General features: G+C 68.4%; 18 protein-coding genes. 8 read left to right on the top strand and 10 right to left on the bottom strand.

Going from position 1 to position 17,855, the window contains the following annotated elements:
• Positions 1–8: 8 nt before the first annotated feature.
• The 7 genes from P7V53_RS02560 to P7V53_RS02530 form a co-directional block, all read right to left on the bottom strand.
• Complete coding sequence (locus P7V53_RS02560; RefSeq protein WP_280153906.1) at positions 9–1,172, bottom strand: acyl-CoA dehydrogenase family protein; 1,164 nt, start codon at positions 1,170–1,172, stop codon at positions 9–11.
• Positions 1,169–2,182: a branched-chain amino acid ABC transporter permease gene (locus tag P7V53_RS02555; protein ID WP_280153905.1), complete on the bottom strand. Its 1,014-nt coding sequence runs from the start codon at positions 2,180–2,182 to the stop codon at positions 1,169–1,171. The genes P7V53_RS02560 and P7V53_RS02555 overlap by 4 nt, the downstream gene beginning before the upstream one ends.
• Entirely contained in the window at positions 2,182–3,054 is an 873-nt protein-coding gene (locus tag P7V53_RS02550) for a branched-chain amino acid ABC transporter permease (protein WP_280153904.1), read from the bottom strand. The genes P7V53_RS02555 and P7V53_RS02550 overlap by 1 nt, the downstream gene beginning before the upstream one ends.
• On the bottom strand, positions 3,051–3,782 hold the full coding sequence (locus P7V53_RS02545; protein ID WP_280153903.1) for an ABC transporter ATP-binding protein: 732 nt from the start codon (positions 3,780–3,782) through the stop codon (positions 3,051–3,053). Before P7V53_RS02545 ends, P7V53_RS02550 begins: the two co-directional genes overlap by 4 nt.
• A 61-nt stretch (positions 3,783–3,843) precedes the next feature.
• On the bottom strand, positions 3,844–4,641 hold the full coding sequence (locus tag P7V53_RS02540; RefSeq protein WP_280153902.1) for an ATP-binding cassette domain-containing protein: 798 nt from the start codon (positions 4,639–4,641) through the stop codon (positions 3,844–3,846).
• A gap of 27 nt (positions 4,642–4,668) precedes the next feature.
• Positions 4,669–5,808 (bottom strand): ABC transporter substrate-binding protein, encoded by a 1,140-nt coding sequence (locus P7V53_RS02535; protein ID WP_280153901.1) that lies wholly within the window; start codon positions 5,806–5,808, stop codon positions 4,669–4,671.
• 20 nt (positions 5,809–5,828) lie between these two features.
• Positions 5,829–6,971 (bottom strand): ABC transporter substrate-binding protein, encoded by a 1,143-nt coding sequence (locus P7V53_RS02530; protein WP_280153900.1) that lies wholly within the window; start codon positions 6,969–6,971, stop codon positions 5,829–5,831.
• A 231-nt stretch (positions 6,972–7,202) separates the two neighbouring features.
• Between P7V53_RS02530 and P7V53_RS02525 the strand changes: the two genes are divergently transcribed.
• From P7V53_RS02525 to P7V53_RS02490, 8 genes are read left to right on the top strand one after another with little or no spacing between them, the layout of a single operon-like run.
• Positions 7,203–7,967 (top strand): SDR family NAD(P)-dependent oxidoreductase, encoded by a 765-nt coding sequence (locus P7V53_RS02525; RefSeq protein WP_280153899.1) that lies wholly within the window; start codon positions 7,203–7,205, stop codon positions 7,965–7,967.
• 35 nt (positions 7,968–8,002) lie between these two features.
• Positions 8,003–8,767 carry a crotonase/enoyl-CoA hydratase family protein gene (locus P7V53_RS02520; RefSeq protein ID WP_280153898.1) on the top strand — a complete coding sequence of 255 codons (765 nt, stop codon included), beginning with the start codon at positions 8,003–8,005 and terminating at the stop codon, positions 8,765–8,767.
• Positions 8,768–8,772: 5 nt separating this feature from the next.
• Positions 8,773–9,162, top strand: a complete 390-nt coding sequence (locus P7V53_RS02515) for an OB-fold domain-containing protein (RefSeq protein ID WP_280153897.1) — start codon at positions 8,773–8,775, stop codon at positions 9,160–9,162.
• Complete coding sequence (locus P7V53_RS02510) at positions 9,159–10,310, top strand: thiolase (RefSeq protein ID WP_280153896.1); 1,152 nt, start codon at positions 9,159–9,161, stop codon at positions 10,308–10,310. Before P7V53_RS02515 ends, P7V53_RS02510 begins: the two co-directional genes overlap by 4 nt.
• Positions 10,311–10,318: 8 nt before the next feature.
• Positions 10,319–11,182: a MaoC/PaaZ C-terminal domain-containing protein gene (locus P7V53_RS02505; RefSeq protein ID WP_280153895.1), complete on the top strand. Its 864-nt coding sequence runs from the start codon at positions 10,319–10,321 to the stop codon at positions 11,180–11,182.
• A 10-nt stretch (positions 11,183–11,192) separates the two neighbouring features.
• The gene (locus P7V53_RS02500) at positions 11,193–12,422 is read left to right on the top strand and encodes a CaiB/BaiF CoA-transferase family protein (protein ID WP_280153894.1); all 1,230 of its coding nucleotides are present in this window, start codon (positions 11,193–11,195) and stop codon (positions 12,420–12,422) included.
• Positions 12,419–13,399 (top strand): NADPH:quinone oxidoreductase family protein, encoded by a 981-nt coding sequence (locus P7V53_RS02495; RefSeq protein WP_280153893.1) that lies wholly within the window; start codon positions 12,419–12,421, stop codon positions 13,397–13,399. The genes P7V53_RS02500 and P7V53_RS02495 overlap by 4 nt, the downstream gene beginning before the upstream one ends.
• Positions 13,400–13,401: 2 nt before the next feature.
• On the top strand, positions 13,402–14,484 hold the full coding sequence (locus P7V53_RS02490) for an NAD-dependent epimerase/dehydratase family protein (RefSeq protein ID WP_280153892.1): 1,083 nt from the start codon (positions 13,402–13,404) through the stop codon (positions 14,482–14,484).
• A gap of 413 nt (positions 14,485–14,897) precedes the next feature.
• Here P7V53_RS02490 and P7V53_RS02485 read toward each other — a convergent pair whose 3' ends face one another.
• From P7V53_RS02485 to P7V53_RS02475, 3 genes are all read right to left on the bottom strand, one after another.
• The gene (locus tag P7V53_RS02485; protein ID WP_280153891.1) at positions 14,898–15,842 is read right to left on the bottom strand and encodes a tripartite tricarboxylate transporter substrate binding protein; all 945 of its coding nucleotides are present in this window, start codon (positions 15,840–15,842) and stop codon (positions 14,898–14,900) included.
• An 80-nt stretch (positions 15,843–15,922) separates the two neighbouring features.
• The gene (locus tag P7V53_RS02480; protein WP_280153890.1) at positions 15,923–16,945 is read right to left on the bottom strand and encodes a cyclase family protein; all 1,023 of its coding nucleotides are present in this window, start codon (positions 16,943–16,945) and stop codon (positions 15,923–15,925) included.
• A 300-nt stretch (positions 16,946–17,245) separates the two neighbouring features.
• On the bottom strand, positions 17,246–17,848 hold the full coding sequence (locus P7V53_RS02475; RefSeq protein WP_280153889.1) for a 2-hydroxychromene-2-carboxylate isomerase: 603 nt from the start codon (positions 17,846–17,848) through the stop codon (positions 17,246–17,248).
• Positions 17,849–17,855: the final 7 nt, after the last annotated feature.

Below are 17,855 nucleotides of genomic sequence, written 5' to 3'. Positions count from 1 at the left end.
TCGGTGGTTTATGTCGCCTGCTCTTCCACCTCCTTGCGAACGGCGCGCGCGAGCACGAGCCGCTGGATTTCGGAAGAGCCCTCGTAGATCTGCAGGATGCGCTGGTCACGGTACAGCCGCTCCGCGATCGTCGGCTTGCAATAGCCCATGCCGCCCCAGATCTGGACCGCATTGTCCGCCGCCCGGTGCGCCACTTCCGACGTGAACAGCTTGGCCATCGCACCGAGGTTCGACACGTCGTCGCCGCGGTCGTAGGCGCGCGCGGCCTCGTAGAGCATCATCCGCGCGGCCGAGATCTCGGTGGCCATGTCGGCAAGCTTGAAGCCGATGCCCTGGTTGTCGATCAGCGGGTGGCCGAAGGTGCTGCGCTCGACCGAGCGGCGCGACGCTTCGCGATAGGCGGCCAGCGCGAGGCCCAGCGATTGCGCCGAGACCATGATGCGGCCGACGTTGAGCGTCTGCAGCGCGAGCTTGAGCGCGCGGTTGACCTCGCCGATGCGCGCGCTGTCGGGCACGACGACGTCGACCTTCAGGTTCGAGGTCTGGGTGCCGCGGATGCCCATCTTGTCCGAGAGCTCGTCGATCACCGCGCCGGGCTGTTCCTTGTCGACCATGAACGCGGTGATGCCGCGACCACCCGCCGCGGGGTCGGTCTTGGCGAAGACGACGTAGTAGCGCGACGCGCCGCCGTTGCCGATCCAGTACTTCTCGCCCACGATGTGCCAGCCGCCGCCTTCGCGCACCGCGGTCGCTTCGATCGCGGCCGCGTCCGATCCGGCGCCGCGCTCGGACAGCGCGAAGCTCGTCGCGCGGCCCTGCGTCATCTCGCGCAGGTAGAGGTTCTTCTGCTCGTTGCTGCCGGCGAGCAGGATGGGAAACGCGCCGAGCTGGTAGGCACACATGATCGCGGCGGTGGACGCGCAATGCGAGCCCAGCGTCTCGACCGCCGCGACGGTGGCCGTGAGGCTCGCGCCCTCGCCGCCGAAGTCGCGCGGCAGGAAGAGGCCGGTGAACTTGTTCTCGACCAGCGCCTTGATGGTCTCCCAAGGGTAGCGCTGCTCGCGGTCGAGCTCCGGGGCGAGCGGAGCGAACTGATCGCGGCCGAGACGGTCCGCCAGGGCCTGCCAGCGAGCGGCGGCCTCGTCGAGTTGAGGTTTCCAGATGACGTTCACTTGGGGTTCTCCACGGTTGTCATGGCGGGTTGCGAGGACGCATCGGGCCGGAACAGGCGGCGCACGAACCGGCGAACCGGTCGCGCCAGGCCCATCAGCCCGTGCGGGAAGAAGGCGAGCACGACGATCAGGATGCTGCCCAGGACGATCTTGTCGACGTATCCGCCGAGCGAGAAGAACTTCTCCTGCAGCAGCACGAGCGCAGTGGCTGCGAGCGGGCCGAGCAGCTGGCGGCGTCCGACCAGCACCACGGCCGTCAGCATCAGGATCAGGAAGTAGTTCTCGAGCACGTCGGCGCTGACGTAGGCGCGCTGATAGGCATAGAGCCAGCCCGCGGCGGCGCTGATCGGCGCGGAGAACAGGAACACCTGCAGCCGCACGCGGGCGGGGTCGATGCCGCTCATCGTCGCCAGGCGCGGGTTCAGGTGGGTCATGATCGCGGCCGCTCCGAGCGACGAGTGGCGGAAGCGATCGACCAGGTAGATCGTGATCGCGAGCAGCGCGAATGCATACGGCCAGAGCTCGCGGTCGTTGCGTGCGGTCAGCGGCAGGCCCGCGATCGACAGGTCGAGCATCGGCACGCCGCGCAGGCCGTCGGAGCCGCCGAGGAAGGCCCAGTTCGCCGCCACCGACATCGCGACCACCGCGACGGCGTAGGTCACCAGCGAGAACACGAACTCGCGCAGGCGCAGCGTGACGAGGCCGATGACCGCGGCGAGCAGCAGCGCGACGAGGATCGCTGCGGCAAGCGTCAGCCATGCACCCGCACCGGCCTTGGTCGAGAGCCACGCGGCGGTATAGCTGCCGGCGGCGAAGAACACCGTATGGGCGAGGCTCACTTCGCCGAGGTCGGAGACGATCACGTCGAGGCCGTAGGCCATCACCGCGAAGATCGCGATCAGCACCGCGGCGCTGTAGACCGAGCCGCTGCCGCCGAACAGGGTCGGCGTGACGAAGACGAGCAGCCCGACCAGCGGCAGCACGAGGCGTTGGAGGCGATGCGGCATCATCAGTGGGCTCCTGCGGCGGTGCCGGCGCTCAGGCCGCGCGGGCGCAGCACCAGCACGGCGATCAGCACCAGGAAGGCGGCGGCGGTGGTGTAGGCCGGCGACACCAACGCGCCGAACAAGGCGGTGAAGAGGCCGAGCGCGACGCCGGCGACATAGCTGCCGGTGACGCTGCCGATGCCCCCCAGCACGACGACGACGAAGGTCATGATGACCTCCTCGAAGCCCATTGACGTGAGGATCGGCGTGCGCGGCGCGACCATGCCGGCGGCGAACGCGACCGCCGCGCCCTCGAACGCGAACACGCCGTAGTAGACGCGCCGCACGTTGACGCCGGCGAGCATCGCGAGCTTGGGATCCTCGGCGACCATGCGCACGAGGCGACCGACGCGGGTGCCGTCGAGCACCCACTTGAGGCCCACGAAGACGATGATCGCGGCGACGATGATGGCCGCGTCCTGCCAGGTCAGCCACAGGTTGCCAAGCGTGATCTCGTTGCGCGACAGCGCAGTCTCGAGGATCTGGCCGGTCGAGCCGAAGATGAGCGCCGCGCCGCCGTGCAGCACGTAGCCGAAGCCGAGCGTCATGATCATGATCGACACCAGGTTCTGCTCGAAGGTCGCCTTCAGCATCACCCGCTGCATCACGAGCCCGAACAGCGCGCCGACGACCATCGCGATCGGCAGCGCGAGCGCGTAGGGCACGCCGGCCTTGGTGACGGCCCACCAGGTCACGAAGGCCCCCAGCATGTACATCTGGCCGTGGCCGAAGTTGACGAGCCGCGCGACGCCGAGCAGCAGCGTCCAGCCGATCGCGACCAGCGCATATGCATGGCCCAGCACGAGGCCGTTGATCACTTGTTGACTGAGGTTCATGCGGCTGTTGCTCCGAGGTAGGCTTCCGCGATGCGCGGGTCATTGCCGACGTGCGCGGCCGGTCCTTCGAGCACGACGCGGCCGCGCTCGAGCAGCACCAGCCGGTCGACGACTTCGAGCGCCGCGCGCACGTTCTGCTCGACCAGCAGGATCGAGAGCCCCGCGCGCGCCAGCGTGCGCATCGTCTGCAGGACCTGCGATACCAGCTTCGGCGCGAGGCCGATCGACGGCTCGTCGAGCAGCAGCACACGCGGGCCCATCATCAGCGCGCGGCCGATGCCGAGCATCTGGCGCTCGCCGCCCGAGAGCTGCGAGCCGAGGTGGTGGCGGCGCTCGGCGAGGCGCGGGAACAGCTCGTAGATCTCGTCGCGGGTGTAGACACGCCGGCCCGGTGCGGTGAGCGGCGTGAACGCGGTCGACAGGTTCTCTTCGACGCTCATCCTGCCGAACACCAGCCGCCCTTCCGGCACCAGCAGCAGGCCGGCGCGGATGCGCGCATGGGTCGGCCAGCCGTCGATGCGCTCGCCGCCGAGCAGCACCTCGCCACTCACGCGCGGCGCGCCGCGCGACCAGCCCGCGAGGCCGTTGACCAGCGTCGACTTGCCGGCGCCGTTGGCGCCGACGACGCCGACGATCTCGCCGCTTGCGACGTCAAGCGTCTTCAAGTCGACCGCCCTGTTGCCGGCATACGCGACCTGCAGGTTGCGCACCTGCAAGACGGCAGTCATGTCAGCCCCCCGTTCGTCGAGGGGGCGCGGCCCGGCTTGGGAGCGGGCAGGCGCTCGGTCCTCACTCATTCGGTTTCCCCAGATACGCCTCGAGCACGCGCGGGTCCTGGCGGATCTCCGAAGGCGTGCCGTAGGCGAGTTGCTTGCCGAGGTCGAGCACGCAGATGCGGTCGGCCACGGCCATGATCAGGTCCATGTGGTGCTCGATGACGACGAGCGCGACACCCTCGCGCTTCAGGTCGGTCAGCAGATCGACGAGGCGCGCCATGTCTTCGCCGCCCAGGCCGGCGGCCGGCTCGTCGAGCAGGAGCACCTGCGCGCCGTTGCCGAACGCGAGCGCGATCGACAACATGCGCTGCACGCCGTACGGAATCTCCTTCGGGCTCAGCGGGTGATACACCGCCGGCACGCCGAAGCGCGCCAGCTGGCGCGCCGCGTAGTCGGCCGCTTCGGCACGCCGGCGCGCCGCGCCCACCGGGTTGAAGGCGGCGCCGGCCAGGCCGGCATGCGCGCGCTTGCCGAGCACCGCGATCATGTTGTCGAGCACGCTCAGGTCGTCGAAGAAAGCGTTCTGCTGGAACGCCCGCTTCAGGCCGAGGTCCGCGAGGCCGTAGGGCGGCACGTCGGTCACGTCGCGGCCTTGCAGCGTGACGCGGCCGCTGCGCGCCACCATCGCCGTCACCGCGTCGTAGCACGAGCTCTTGCCGGCCCCGTTGGGACCGATGATGCCGAGCAGCTCGCCGGGGTTCACGTCCCAGCTGACGCTGTCCAGCGCCACCAGCGCACCGTAGCGCACGCCGATCGCATCCACCCGCAGCGCCACCTGGCGTGCGGAATCCGCAGCCGGGACCGTGTTCATCGCCGTTGCCTGCATGTCGCTTCCCGGCTACTGCTTGACGGCGATCTTGCCGCCCTGCACCGTGAACAGGTAGTGCCTGGACTGCAGCTGCCCGTTCGGCTCGAAGGTCAGGTCGCCCATCACCGTGCCCTTGAACTGGCCGCCGCGAATGCGCTTGGCGATGGCGTCGCGGTCGAGCGTCTTCAGCTCGTTGGCGGCCATCGCCCAGACCTGCAGCGCCGTCGCGCCGAGCGCCATGAACTTGTCCGGCGTGTACTTGAACATCTCCTGCGTCTTCGCGACGAAGCGCTTGTTGGCCGGGTTGGATGCGAAGGGCTCGACCTGCGGGAAATAGATGTCGGCGCCGATGACACCGTTGGCTGCCTCGCCGGCGACCTCGATCACGCTCGGTGCGACCGTGCCTACTGCCGCGACCAGTGCACCGGGCAGTCGCCCCTGCTTGGCCTGGCGGATGATGGCCGGCATGCCAAGGCCTTCGTTGGCATTGATCGCCACGGTGAGGTCGGGATTGGCTGCGCGGACGTTCGTCAGCGCAACGCGAAAGTCCGCTTGCGCAAACGGGAATTTCTCCTCGGCCACCTTCTCGTACGCGTGGTTCAGCTTCTTCAGCTCGGCCTCGATCGACGCCTGCGCGCCGTTGCCGTAGGCGTCGTTCTCGGTCAGGAACGCGATCCGCTTGGCCTTGGCGACGGTCGCGATGTAGTTCGCGATCACGGCGCCGTCCTGCGAGTTGGAGCTGTTGATGCGCACCGCGAGCGGGTTGCCCTCGCCGGAAAGAATGGGGTCCGCCTTGGACACCGCCGTGATGTCGAGCACGCCGGCGCGCGCGATCACCGGCTGCATCGCCAGCGTGACCGGGCTGTTCCAGCCTTCGATGATCACCGCCACGCCCGAGGCCACCAGCTCGGTGGCGCGCGAAACGCCGACCGCCGGCGTCGACTCGTCGTCGCGCGTGACGAGCTCGATCTTCTTGCCGAGCACGCCGCCGTTCTCATTGATCACCGCCGCCATCGCCTGGATCGCCTGTGTGACATGCTGGCCTTGCGGCCCGGCGCCGCCGGACAGCGGAAAGATCAGTCCGACCTTGACGGTGCTCTGTGCCTGCGCGGCCATGCTCATCCCGAAGGCCAGGCCCACGGCTGCGGCGAATCTGCAAATCGACTTCATCGTTCGGTCTCCATTGACGGTTACTTCTGAACGACGATGCGGCCGTCGTTCACCTTGAAGGCATGGGTGCGCGACTGCAGCTGCCCGCTGGACGCGAAGCTCACGTCGCCGAACACCGTGTTCTTGAAACTGCCGCCGCGGATGCGCTTGGCGAGCGGCTCGCGGTCGAGCGTCTTCAGCTCGTTGACGGCCATCGCCCAGACCTGCAGGGAAGCAGCGCCGACCGCCATGAACTTGTCGGGCGTGGTCTTGTGCGCGGCCTGCATCTTGGCCACGAAGCGCTGGTTCGCGGGGTTCGACGCGAACGGCTCGACGTCGGGAAAGTAGATGTCCACGCCCATCGCACCGTTGGCCGCGTCGCCGGCCACCGAGATCACGCTCGGCGCGACGGTGCCGAGGGCCGCCAGCAGCTGCCCCGGCACGCGGCCCTGCTTGAACTGGCGCAGGATCGCCGGCATCCCGAGGCCCTCGTTGGCATTGATGGCGACGGTGACATCGGGCTCGGCCGCGCGCACATTCGTCAGCGCGACGCGGAAGTCGGACTGGGTGAACGGAAACTTCTCCTCGGCGACCTTTTCGTACGAGTGGTTCAGGCGCTTGAGCTCGCCCTCGATCGAGGCCTGCGTGCCATTGCCGTAGGCATCGTTCTCGGTCAGGAAGGCGATCCGCTTGGCCTTGAGCTGGTTGGCGATGACCTCCGCCACCGCGGCTCCGCCTTGGGTGTTCGACGCGTTGAATCGGATCGGCAGCGGGTTGCCTTCGCCCGAGAGGATCGCGTCGGCACTGGCGAACATCGTGATGTCGAGGATGCCGGCACGGCTGATCACCGGCTGCATCGCCAGCGCGACCGGGCTGTTCCAGCCTTCGATGATCACCGCCACGCCCTGTCCGATCAGCTCGTTGGCGCGTGAGACGCCGACCGCCGGCGTCGACTCGTCGTCGCGCACCACGATCTCCAGCGGTCGGCCGAGCACGCCGCCCGATTCGTTGATCAGCGCGGCCATCGCCTGGATCGCCTGCGTGACGTGCTGCCCTTGCGGTCCGGCGCCGCCGGACAGCGGAATGATCACGCCGACCTTGATCGGCACGGGCTGCGCGGGCGCACCGCCGACGACCCCCAGCACGAGGCCTGCGGCAAGCAGCGTTCTTCGAAACAGATTCATCGGGTCTCCTGTTGGGATCGGGTACGGGCATCGAACGGTCAATCGAACCGATCGCGTGCCCGCACCATACCATGCGGTATGTTTTGTGGTCAACAACCCTGCTTCCGACGTGACGGTGGTTTCTACTCGTACACACCGAGTGGCGCGCATGGTCAATTTGATCGCCCTCCTTGCAAAGATACTAGTGGGTATGTAGTATCGACGCAGTTCACCCACTCGGAGCAAGCTCGCATGAAGACTCAAGGAATCACCGCGTTCGTCACCGGCGGCGCATCTGGCCTCGGCCTGGCCAGCGTCAAGCGACTGCTTGAACAAGGCGCGAGGGTCGTCATTGCCGACCTGCCCTCGTCGCAGGGCGAAGAGATCGCCAAGAGCCTCGGCCAGAACGTGCGCTTCGCGGCTGCTGACGTCACCAGCGAGGCCGAGATGAACGCTGCGCTCGATGTCACCGAATCGCTCGGCCCGCTGCGCGTGCTGATCCACTGCGCCGGCCGCGGCGGACCGGTGCGCCTGATCGAGAAGGACGGCTCACCCGGCTCGCTGGCGAACTACGAGAACATCATCCGCACCAACCTGATCGGCACTTTCAACACGCTGCGACTCGCCGCCGTGCGCATGGCACGCAACGAGCTCGTCGACGGCGAGCGCGGGGTCTGCGTGCTGACGGCGTCGGTGGCGGCCTACGAGGGGCAGATCGGCCAGATCCCCTATGCATCGTCGAAGGCCGGCGTGGTCGGCATGACGATCGTCGCGGCGCGCGACCTGGCGAGCAAGGCGATCCGCGTCTGCACGATCGCGCCCGGCATCTTCGACACCCCGATGCTCGCGCGCGTTTCCGAGGAAGCGCGCAAGACGCTGAGCGCATCGGTGCCGCATCCCGCCCGCCTCGGCGCCCCCGACGAATACGCGCAGCTCGCGATGCACATCGTCAGCAACCCGATGCTCAACGGCGAAACGATCCGCCTGGACGGCGCGCTGCGCATGGCGCCGCGCTGAGCTCCGACACATCCCGAACAGAAAGGCATTCACGCATGAGCGCTGAAGTTCTCGTCACCGTCGAAGACGGCATCCAGACCATCACCATCAATCGCCCCGAGGCGCGCAACGCGATGACACTTGCGGCGGCACAGCTGATCGCCGCCGCGCTCGACGACCTCGACCGCCGCGACGACTTGCGGATCGGCATCGTCACCGGTGCCGGCGGCACCTTCTGCGCCGGCATGGACCTGAAGGGCTTCCTGCGCGGCGAGCGGCCGAGCATCCCGGGACGCGGCTTCGGCGGGCTCACGCTGCAGCCGCCGCGCAAGCCGCTCATCGCAGCGGTCGAAGGCTACGCCTTGGCCGGAGGCTTCGAGATGGTGCTCGCCTGCGACCTGGTCGTCGCGGCCGAGAACGCCCAATTCGGCGTGCCCGAGGTCAAGCGCGGATTGGCCGCAACGGCCGGCGGCCTGATGCGGCTGCCGCGCCAGCTGCCCTACCGCATCGCGCTCGAGCTTGCGTTGACCGGCGACATGTTCCCTGCCCCGCGGGCCCATCAGTACGGGCTGATCAACCGGCTCACCGCGCCCGGCGAAGCGCTGGCCGAAGCGCGCCGGCTGGCACAGACGATCGCCGCCAACGGCCCGCTGTCGGTCGCGGCGAGCAAGCGTGTCGTCGTCGAGTCGCAGGACTGGACGAGCGCCGAGATGTGGGACAGGCAGAAGGCGCTGACCGAGCACGTGTTCACGTCGGCCGACGCCCGCGAAGGCTCGGCCGCGTTCGCCGAAAAGCGCAAGCCGGTCTGGCAGGGGAGGTGATCAAGATGGCCACCGATCCGAGATTCGACGGGCCCGGGCCCGATGCGCAATACCTGCAGGCGCTCAACGAGGGACGCCTGATGCTGCAGCACTGCGAGGACTGCGCGTCGGTGCGGTTTCCGCCGGCGCTCGTGTGCCGCAGCTGCGGCAGCCCGCGCCTGACCTGGCGGCTGTCGCCGGGTGCGGGCACCGTGTACACGGCGACCACGGTGCGCGACAAGGCGGGCGACTACAACGTCGCGCTGGTCGAGCTCGAAGGCGGCGCGCGGATGATGAGTCGCATCGAAGACGTGCCGTCGCAAGAGGTGCGCATCGGCCAGCGTGTCAGCGGCCGCATCGTCGCCGGCGACGAGCCGTACGTCGTCTTCACCCTCGCCGATGGAGCCGCCGCATGAGCCACCCCCTGAGAGGCAAGACCGCGATCGTCGGCATCGGCAACACGAAGCGCTGGAACGCGCCCGGCCGCTCGCCGTTCGATCAGCTGCAGGAAGCCGCCGTCCTCGCACTCGAGGATTGCGGGCTGCGCATGGGCGACGTCGACGGCCTGTTCTGCGCGATGTCGACATCGGGCCTGCCGGTGCTCAACGTCGCGGAGCGACTGGGCATCAACCCGCGTCATGCCGACGGCACGATGGTGGGCGGTGCATCGTTCCTGTTCCACCTGCAATCGGCCATGTCGGCGTTGGTCAACGGCCTGTGCGACACAGCGCTGATCTGCTATGGGTCGAACCAGCTCACCGCGGGCGGCAAGCTCGCCGCGATGCCCGACCCGCAACCCTACGAGGCGCCGTTCAAGCCGCGCTACCCGATCTCGAGCTATGCCCTCGCCGCCGCGCGCCACATGCACGAGTACGGCACGACCCGCGCACAGCTCGCCGACGTGGCAGTGGCCGCGCGCGACTGGGCACGCCTGAACCCCGACGCCTATGTGCGCGACCCGCTGACGCGCGACCAGGTGCTGAGCTCGCGGATGGTCAGCGACCCGCTGACCCGCGCCGACATCTGCCTCGTGACTGATGGCGGCGCGGCGATCGTCGTGACCCGGGCCGAGCGTGCGCGCGACCTGCCGCGCAAGCCGGCGTACGTGCTCGGCACAGGCGTCGCGGTCAGCCACCGCCAGATCTCGGCGATGCCCGATCTCGCGACGACCTGCGCAGTCGAATCCGGCCAGCGCGCCTATGCGATGGCCGGTGTCGGCCCGAAGCACATCCGCCACCTGATGGTCTACGACGCGTTCACGATCAACACGCTGCTGTTCCTCGAGGACCTCGGCTTCTGCGCCAAGGGCGAGGCCGGCGCGCTCGTCTCCGGCGGCGCCATCTCCCCGGGCGGGCAGCTGCCGGTCAACACCAACGGCGGCGGCCTGTCGTGCAACCACCCCGGCATGTACGGACTGTTCACCTTGATCGAATCGGTGCAGCAGCTGCGCGGCGAATGCGGTGCGCGCCAGATCGACGGCGTCGAGCTCTCGCTCGCGCATGCCAACGGCGGCGTGCTCTCGAGCCAGGCCACCGCGATCCTCGGCACGGCCGCCACCCTCTGAGCATCCGCATGACCATCGATCCCGAACAACTGCTCGCCGCGAAAATTCCGCGCATCGAACAGCGCTACACCGCGCGCGACTGCATCCTCTACGCGCTGGGCATCGGCGTCGGCCTCGACCCGATGGACGAAACCGACCTGCCGTTCGTCGACGAGACCCGCCTGAAGGTCGAGCCGACGCTGGCCAACGTGCTCGGCTACCCCGGCTTCTGGCAGCGCGACCCGGCGTTCGGCCTCGACTGGGTGAAGACGGTGCACGGCGAGCATGCGGTGCGCATCCACAAGCCGCTGCCGAGCGCGGGCCATGTCGTCGGCGCCAGCCGCATCGTCGACCTGGTCGACAAGGGCGAGCGACGCGGCGCGCTGATCTTCGTCGAGCGCGAGATCACGGACCAGGCCAGCGGCGACCTGCTCGCCACCGTGCGCCAGACGGTGTTCTGCCGCGGCGACGGCGGCTTCGGCGGGCCGGCCAAGGTGCTGAGCCCCCCGCATCCGATCCCCGAGCGCGCGCCCGACACCCACATCGACATTCCGACCTCGCCGCAGACGGCGCTGATCTACCGCCTTTCGGGCGACTACAACCCGCTGCATTCGGACCCGGCCACCGCTCGCGACGCCGGCTTCGAGCGGCCGATCCTGCACGGCCTGGCGACCTTCGGCGTGACCGGCCACGGCCTGGTCAAGCGCGTCGCCGACAGCGACCCGACGGCGCTGCGTGCCATGGGCGGGCGCTTCTCGTCCCCGGTGTTCCCGGGTGAGACGCTGCGGCTCGAAATCTGGCGCGACGCCCCGGGCCAGGTGACCTTTCGAACGACGGTGCCGGCGCGCAGCGTCGTCGTCGTCAACAACGGCTTTGCCGAATTTGCAGCATGAGGACTTGCCCATGAGTGGACTGCTTTCGAACATCCGCGTGCTGGACCTGAGCCGCGTTCTGTCGGGCCCGTGGGCGACGCAGATGCTCGCGGACTTCGGCGCCCACGTGATCAAGGTCGAGCGCCCCGGCATCGGCGACGACCTGCGCCAGCAGGGCGCGCGCCTCAAGGACACCGCCGGCAACGACACCGATGAGCGATCGACCTTTCTCGCGACCAACCGCGCCAAGCGCTCGATCACGATCGACATGGCCCAACCGGCGGGCCAGTCCCTGATCCGCCGGCTGGCCGAGAAAGCCGATGTGGTGGTCGAGAACTTCAAGGCCGGCGACCTGAAGCGTTACGGGCTCGACCAGCAATCATTGCGCGAGCTCAATCCGCGCCTCGTCTACTGCTCGATCAGCGGCTTCGGCCAATCAGGGCCGTACAGCCACCTGCCCGGCTACGACCTGATCTTCCAGGCGATGAGCGGCGTGATGAGCCTGACCGGCGCACCCGAAGGCGAGCCTGGCGCCGGGCCGCAACGCGCCGGCTACCCGGTGTCGGACCTGACGGCGGGCTTCTACGCGACGATCGGCGTGCTGGCGGCGCTGCATCACCGTGACACCGTCTCCGGCCGCGGCCAGTACATCGACCTGTCGCTGCTCGACGCGCAGGTGGCCGCCGTGTCGTCGATGGCGATGAGCTATCTCGTTGCCGGCGTGCTGCCGCAGCGGGTGGGCCTCGGCTCGCAGCTGACCGCGCCTTACGGCGACTTCGATTGCGCCGACGGCAAGATGATGATCGCGGTCGGCAACGACAAGCAGTTCGCGCAGCTGTGCAAGGTGATAGGCCGCACCGAACTGCTCGAAGACGAGCGCTTCTCGACGACGTCGCAGCGCGTAGAGAACAAGCAGGTGCTGCTGCCCATCGTCGCCGGCGCCATGAAACAGCGGACCATGGCCGAATGGATGCCGCTGCTGAGCGCTGCCAACGTGCCCAGCGGGCCGATCAACGACTTCCGTCAGGTCTTCGACGACCCCCAGATCCGCCATCGCGAGCTCGTCCACACCATCCCGCATCCGCTCGCCGGAACGATGAAGGTCGTGGGCAATCCGCTCAAGTTCTCCGAGACGCCGCTCGAATACAAGCGCCCGCCGCCGCTGCTCGGCGAGCACACCGCCGAAGTGCTGCGCGACTTGCTCGGCATCGATGACGCCGAGATCGAGCGCCTGACGAAGCAAGGCGTGGTGACGCAATGAAGGCCGTGCTGTGCAAGCGCTACGGGCCGCCGTCGGAGCTGGTGGTCGAGGACGTGCCGTCACCCAAGCCGGGTGAGGGCCAGGTGCTCGTCGCGGTGCACGCCGCCGGAGTGAACTTTCCCGACACGCTGATCATCCAGGGCAAGTACCAGTTCAAGCCCGAGCTGCCGTTCTCGCCGGGCGGCGAAGTGGCCGGCATCGTCCGCGCCGTCGGACCCGGCGTGACCGGCATCGCGCCCGGTGATCGCGTGATCGCTGCGACGACCTGGGGCGGCTATGCCGAGGAGGTCGTCGCGGAGGCCAAGCGCATCATCCCGATGCCCGACGGCATGGACTTCGACACCGCTGCGACCTTTGTGCTGACCTACGGCACCTCGCACCACGCGCTGAAGGACCGCGCTGCGCTGCAGCCTGGCGAGACGCTGCTGGTGCTGGGCGCGGCCGGCGGCGTCGGGTTGGCCGCCGTCGAGCTCGGCAAGGCGATGGGCGCGCGCGTGATCGCGGCGGCGTCGAGCGACGACAAGCTCGCGACCTGCCGCGAGCATGGCGCCGACGAGACGATCAACTACAGCACCGATGACCTGCGCGAGCGCATCAAGGCGCTGACCGCCGATCGCGGCGTCGACGTCGTCTACGACCCGGTGGGCGGCGACCTCAGCGAGCCGGCACTGCGCAGCATGGCCTGGAACGGCCGGTTTCTCGTGGTCGGTTTTGCGGCAGGCAGCATTCCGAGCATCCCGCTGAACCTGGCGCTGCTCAAGGGCTGCGCCATCGTCGGCGTGTTCTGGGGTGCGTTCACGCGCAACGAGCCGCGTCGCAACGAAGCGAACCTGCAGGAGCTGCTGGCCTGGTTCAAGGCCGGCAAGGTGCGGCCGCACATCTCGGCGCGCTACCCGCTCGAACGGGCGGCCGACGCGCTTCGCGACGTGATGGAGCGCAAGGTCAAGGGCAAGGTCGTGCTGACGACGGGGCGCTGATCATGGACAAGGTGCTGGTGGTCGGAGCTCTCGGCGTCGTGGGGCGTGCCGCGATGGAGCGGTTCGCCGCGCGGGGCGACTTGCAAGTGGTCGGCCTGGCCCGCCGTGCGGCCGACTTCGCGCCCGACGCGACATGGATCTCGGCCGACTTGCGCGACCGCGATGCGACGCTCGCCGCACTGGCGCCGCACCGCGACACCACGCATGTGGTCTATGCGGCGCTGAACGAGAAGCCCGACCTTGTGCAAGGCTGGCGCGACGCCGACAACGTCGCGCTGAACACGCAGATGCTGCGCAACCTGCTGGATGCGCTCGACGGCGCGCCGCTGCAGCATCTGACGCTGCTGCAGGGCACCAAGGCCTACGGCGTGCACACCGGCAGGCCGATGCGGGTTCCCGCGCGCGAGCACGACGCGCTGCGCGACCACGCCAACTTCTACTTCGACCAGCAGGACCTGGTGGCCGAGCGTGCCGAGCGCGCGGGCTTTCGCTGGACTGTCTTCCGGCCCCAGATCGTGCTCGGCGTGGCACTGGGCAGCGCGATGAATCCGGTCGCGGCGCTCGGCGCCTATGCGGTGCTGTCGCGCGAGCGGGGGCAGCCGCTGGCGTTCCCGGGGCACCCGCATCTGCTGACCGAATGCACCGACGCACGGCTCATCGCCAGCGCAGTCGAGTGGGCCTGGCGTGAACCGCGCGCCCACGGCGAAGCCTTCAATGTGGCCAATGGCGACGTGATCGTCTGGGGCACGTTCTTCGAGCGGCTGGCCAGCCACTTTGCGATGCCGCTCGGCGAGCCGACGGCCTCGCGTCCGAGCGAAGAGATGCCGCGCCATGCGGCGCTGTGGCGCAGCATCGCCGAGCGCGACGCCTTGCGGGTGGCCGATCTCGATGCGCTGGTCGGCCTGTCGTGGCAATACGCCGACGCGACCTGGGCGTCGCGCCGGCCGTTTCCGGTGCCGCCGCTCGTGTCGACCATCAAGCTGCGGCAGTTCGGCTTCGGGGAATGCGTCGACTCCGAGGAGTGCATCGTCGAACACCTCGAAGCGATGGGGGACCTGCGCTATCTGCCCAAGGGCAGAGGCTGAGAGGGTGCGTCCCAAGTCGGCCCCCGTTCGCCCTGAGCCTGTCGAAGGGCTGCGCGGCACTGCTGGAGCATTTCGGCTGAGCTTGCCGAAGCTGCACGCCGATCGTGTGCAGCTTCGACAGGCTCAGCCCGAACGGACTTCTGACTCTGAGGCGCCTTCCCTCGACGAGCTCGGGGCGAACGGAATGCACCGGCCCCGTTCGCCCTGAGCCTGTCGAAGGGCTGCGCGGCACTGCTGGACCTTTTCGGCTGAGCTTGCCGAAGCCGCACGCCGATCGTGTGCAGCTTCGACAGGCTCAGCCCGAACGGACTTCTGACTGTCACGCAGGCCTTCCTTCGATAAGCTCAGGGCGAACGGCTTCCAAGGCCGTGGTCAGAGAGAGCCCGCATTGCGGGCCTTCGTCTTCCTGCGGATCACTCCGCCTTGATGTTGAGCCGCTTGATCAGATCACCCCAGCTCTTGCTCTGCTGCAGCGTCACTGCGCGCAATTCCAAAGGCGTGCTCGTCTTGGCTTCGTTGCCGATCTTGCGCATCTCGTCGCCGAAAGCGGCCGAGGCGGTGACCTTGCGCAAGGCTGCGTTCAGCTTGTCGACGACGGGCTTGGGCGTACCGGCCGGCGCAAACACCGCATACCAGGTTTCTCCCACGATCGACGGGTAGCCCAACTCCTTGAAGGTCGGCACGTCGGGCAGCAACGGCTGGCGCTCGGCGCTCAACACAGCCAGCGCGCGGTACTGGCCCGTGTTGACGTTGGGCACCGCGCTCGTCAGCGCCTCGACATTCGAGTCGATCACGCCGCCGATCATGTCCATCGTCGCCGGCGCGGCGCCCTTGTAGTGCACATGGGTCAGCTTGACGTCCAGGCCTTGCGCGAGCAACTCGCCCAGCAGGTGGACCATGCTGCCCTGGCCGTTGGTGGCGTTGTTGATCTTGCCCGGGTTGGCCTTGGCATAGGCCACGTATTCGGCAAGCGTCTTGGCCGGGAAGTTCTTCTTGACCACGAACGCGAACGGCACGGTGGCCACCGTGGCGACGGGCTCGAAGTCCTCGAGCTTGTATGGCAGCTTCTCGCTCAGGTGCGGGATGACGGTGAAGGTCGTGCCGGCAGACAACAGCAGGGTGTAGCCGTCCTTCGGCGCGCGCGCCACGGCGCTTGCTCCGATGGCGGTCGCGGCGCCGGCCTTGTTCTCGATGACGAAGACCTGGCCGAGCTCCTCGCGCAAGCGCTGCGCGAGGTGTCGCCCCACCACGTCGCTCGTGCCGCCCGGCGGATAGGGAACGACGAGCGTGACCGGCTTGTTCGGCCAGTCGGCGGCACCGGCAGATTGAGCGCCGGCGCTGAACGGAACAGCGGCCATGGCGGCCATCGTGCAGGCCAGTGCAAGAACTCTCAAACGAATACGCACGTCTCGTCTCCTTCAACGACAGGAATTCGGCGTCACACGGTGGCCACGGGCGTGGCAGGGGAGCCCACCGCGCCGGGGAGCCGAAGCGGCGGCGCCGTGAGCAGGAAGCTGGAACGGCGGTTGGCGCGCAGCCATTGCGCGAGCTCCGCGAAATACCACAGCTCGCCCAGATTGAGGCCGAGCTTGAACAGGCAGTGCGCATGCAGCGGCAGGCCCGGGTAGTGCTCGCCCTTGCCGGGCTGGGCCGGATAGGCCTCGACCGCGAAGTTGTCGGCGCAGATGGCGACGATCCCCGAGTCGGTGATCCATTGCAGCAGCTTCTCGTCGCGGCCGTCGAGCACCGCGCACGAGCGCCCGAGCACCTCGCCGTCGGGCTGCTTGTTCATCTCGAGCACGAGGTCAGCGAAGCCGGTGTACAGGCACAGGAAGTCGCCCGGCTCCACCGTGGCGCCCTGGCCTTCGAGCGCAGCCATCAGGCCGTCGTAGCCGATGAGCGCTCGCGCGCGTCCATGGAGCCGCTCGAGGTCGACCAGCACGCCGCGGCCTTGGACGCCCGCCGTGGCCAGCCGCTCGATGCCGATTGCCTTGGCGCCCCAGTCGCTCTCGGCGTCGCCCGGGCCGATGACCTCGACACCGGCGCGGTAGCCGTTGTAGTAGACCTTCTCGGGCAGCCCGTCGCCGTTGGCATCGAACATCTGGCCGACGTGGCCCAGGCCGTCCCATTGCGTCGAGTACTGCGTGTAGAGCATCACGCCGTCATCGGAGATGACGTCGTCGAAGCAGCTGCAGACATTGGACAGCCGGTAGTTGTAGTTGAAGCCGTCGCCGCGCCGCTCGTGGAAGAACTTGGGCGCCTTGCGATGCTGGGTCAGTGTGTTGCCGCCCGGGTAGTCGAGCGGCAGGCTGAGGCAGAACGCGATGCCGTGCTGCACTTCGCGTATGGCGCGAAGCCGGGTCTGCGGCGTCAGCAGATTCATGCGGCCGATCTGATCGTCGGGCCCGTAGTCGCCCCAGTTGGAGCCTTCAGGACGTTGTTTCCAGCGCGCGTTGTTCATTGATGCATTCCGTTCACTAGGACAAGTGGTCGACACACGAAACATACCGACAGGTATGTCGCGTGTCAATCGACATCTGACCAATGTGGACTTTAGCCCATTGATGCTTGTCGCATCACCGTGATACCGAATGGTATGTCCATCGGGCGCACTTGGCTTGAACTCACCTCGGACAGTCATGGCCGCCATTCGATGCCAGAAAGCCGACGCTGCGCGGGGCTGGTCGATGAACTCGGCCGCACTTCGAAGAACGGCTCGAACATCACCCAGCAGCACTCTGATGGTCTGATGGCCGCCGGGCTACGGACCGCCGCCCAGCCGCTCCTCCAGGAAGTCCAGCCGGTCCTGCCCCCAGAACCGCTCGCCGTCCACGACGTACGTCGGAGAGCCGAACACGCCCGCCGCGATTGCCGCCTGCGTGTTCTGGACGTACCGCGCATGCATGCGCGGATCGCGCGCCGACTCGATGAGCGCCGCGCCGTCCAAGCCGGCATCGCGCGCGATGTCCTGCAGCGTGACCCAGTCGGCGATGTCGCGATCCTCGGACCAGATGGCGCGCAGCACCGCCTGAGAGAGCGCGAGAGCGTCCACCCCGTGCTCGCGCGCGGCGAGAACGAGCCGGCTCGACGGCTCGCGGTCGACTGGGTAGTGCGCCGGCTGGAGGCGGATCGGCACGCCTAGGCGCCGCGACCAGCGCGCAAGCTCGAGCTGCCGATAGCTCTGCCGCGCCGGCGATCGGCTCGGGAACGGCGTGCCGCCCGTTGCCGCGAACACGGCGCCGAGATCAACCGGCTCCACCTGCACGACCGTCTGCGTGCGCTCGGCGAGCTGCGCGAAGCGCGCGCTGCCGAGCCACGCCCAGGGGCTCGCCGTGCTGAACCAGTATTCGACCGTGCGCGCCATGCACCGT

The sequence above is a fragment of the Piscinibacter sp. XHJ-5 genome (assembly GCF_029855045.1).
Classification (GTDB): domain Bacteria; phylum Pseudomonadota; class Gammaproteobacteria; order Burkholderiales; family Burkholderiaceae_C; genus Albitalea.
The sequence above is the reverse complement of the archived record's forward strand: the minus strand, read 5'-3'. Positions and strand labels throughout refer to the sequence as shown.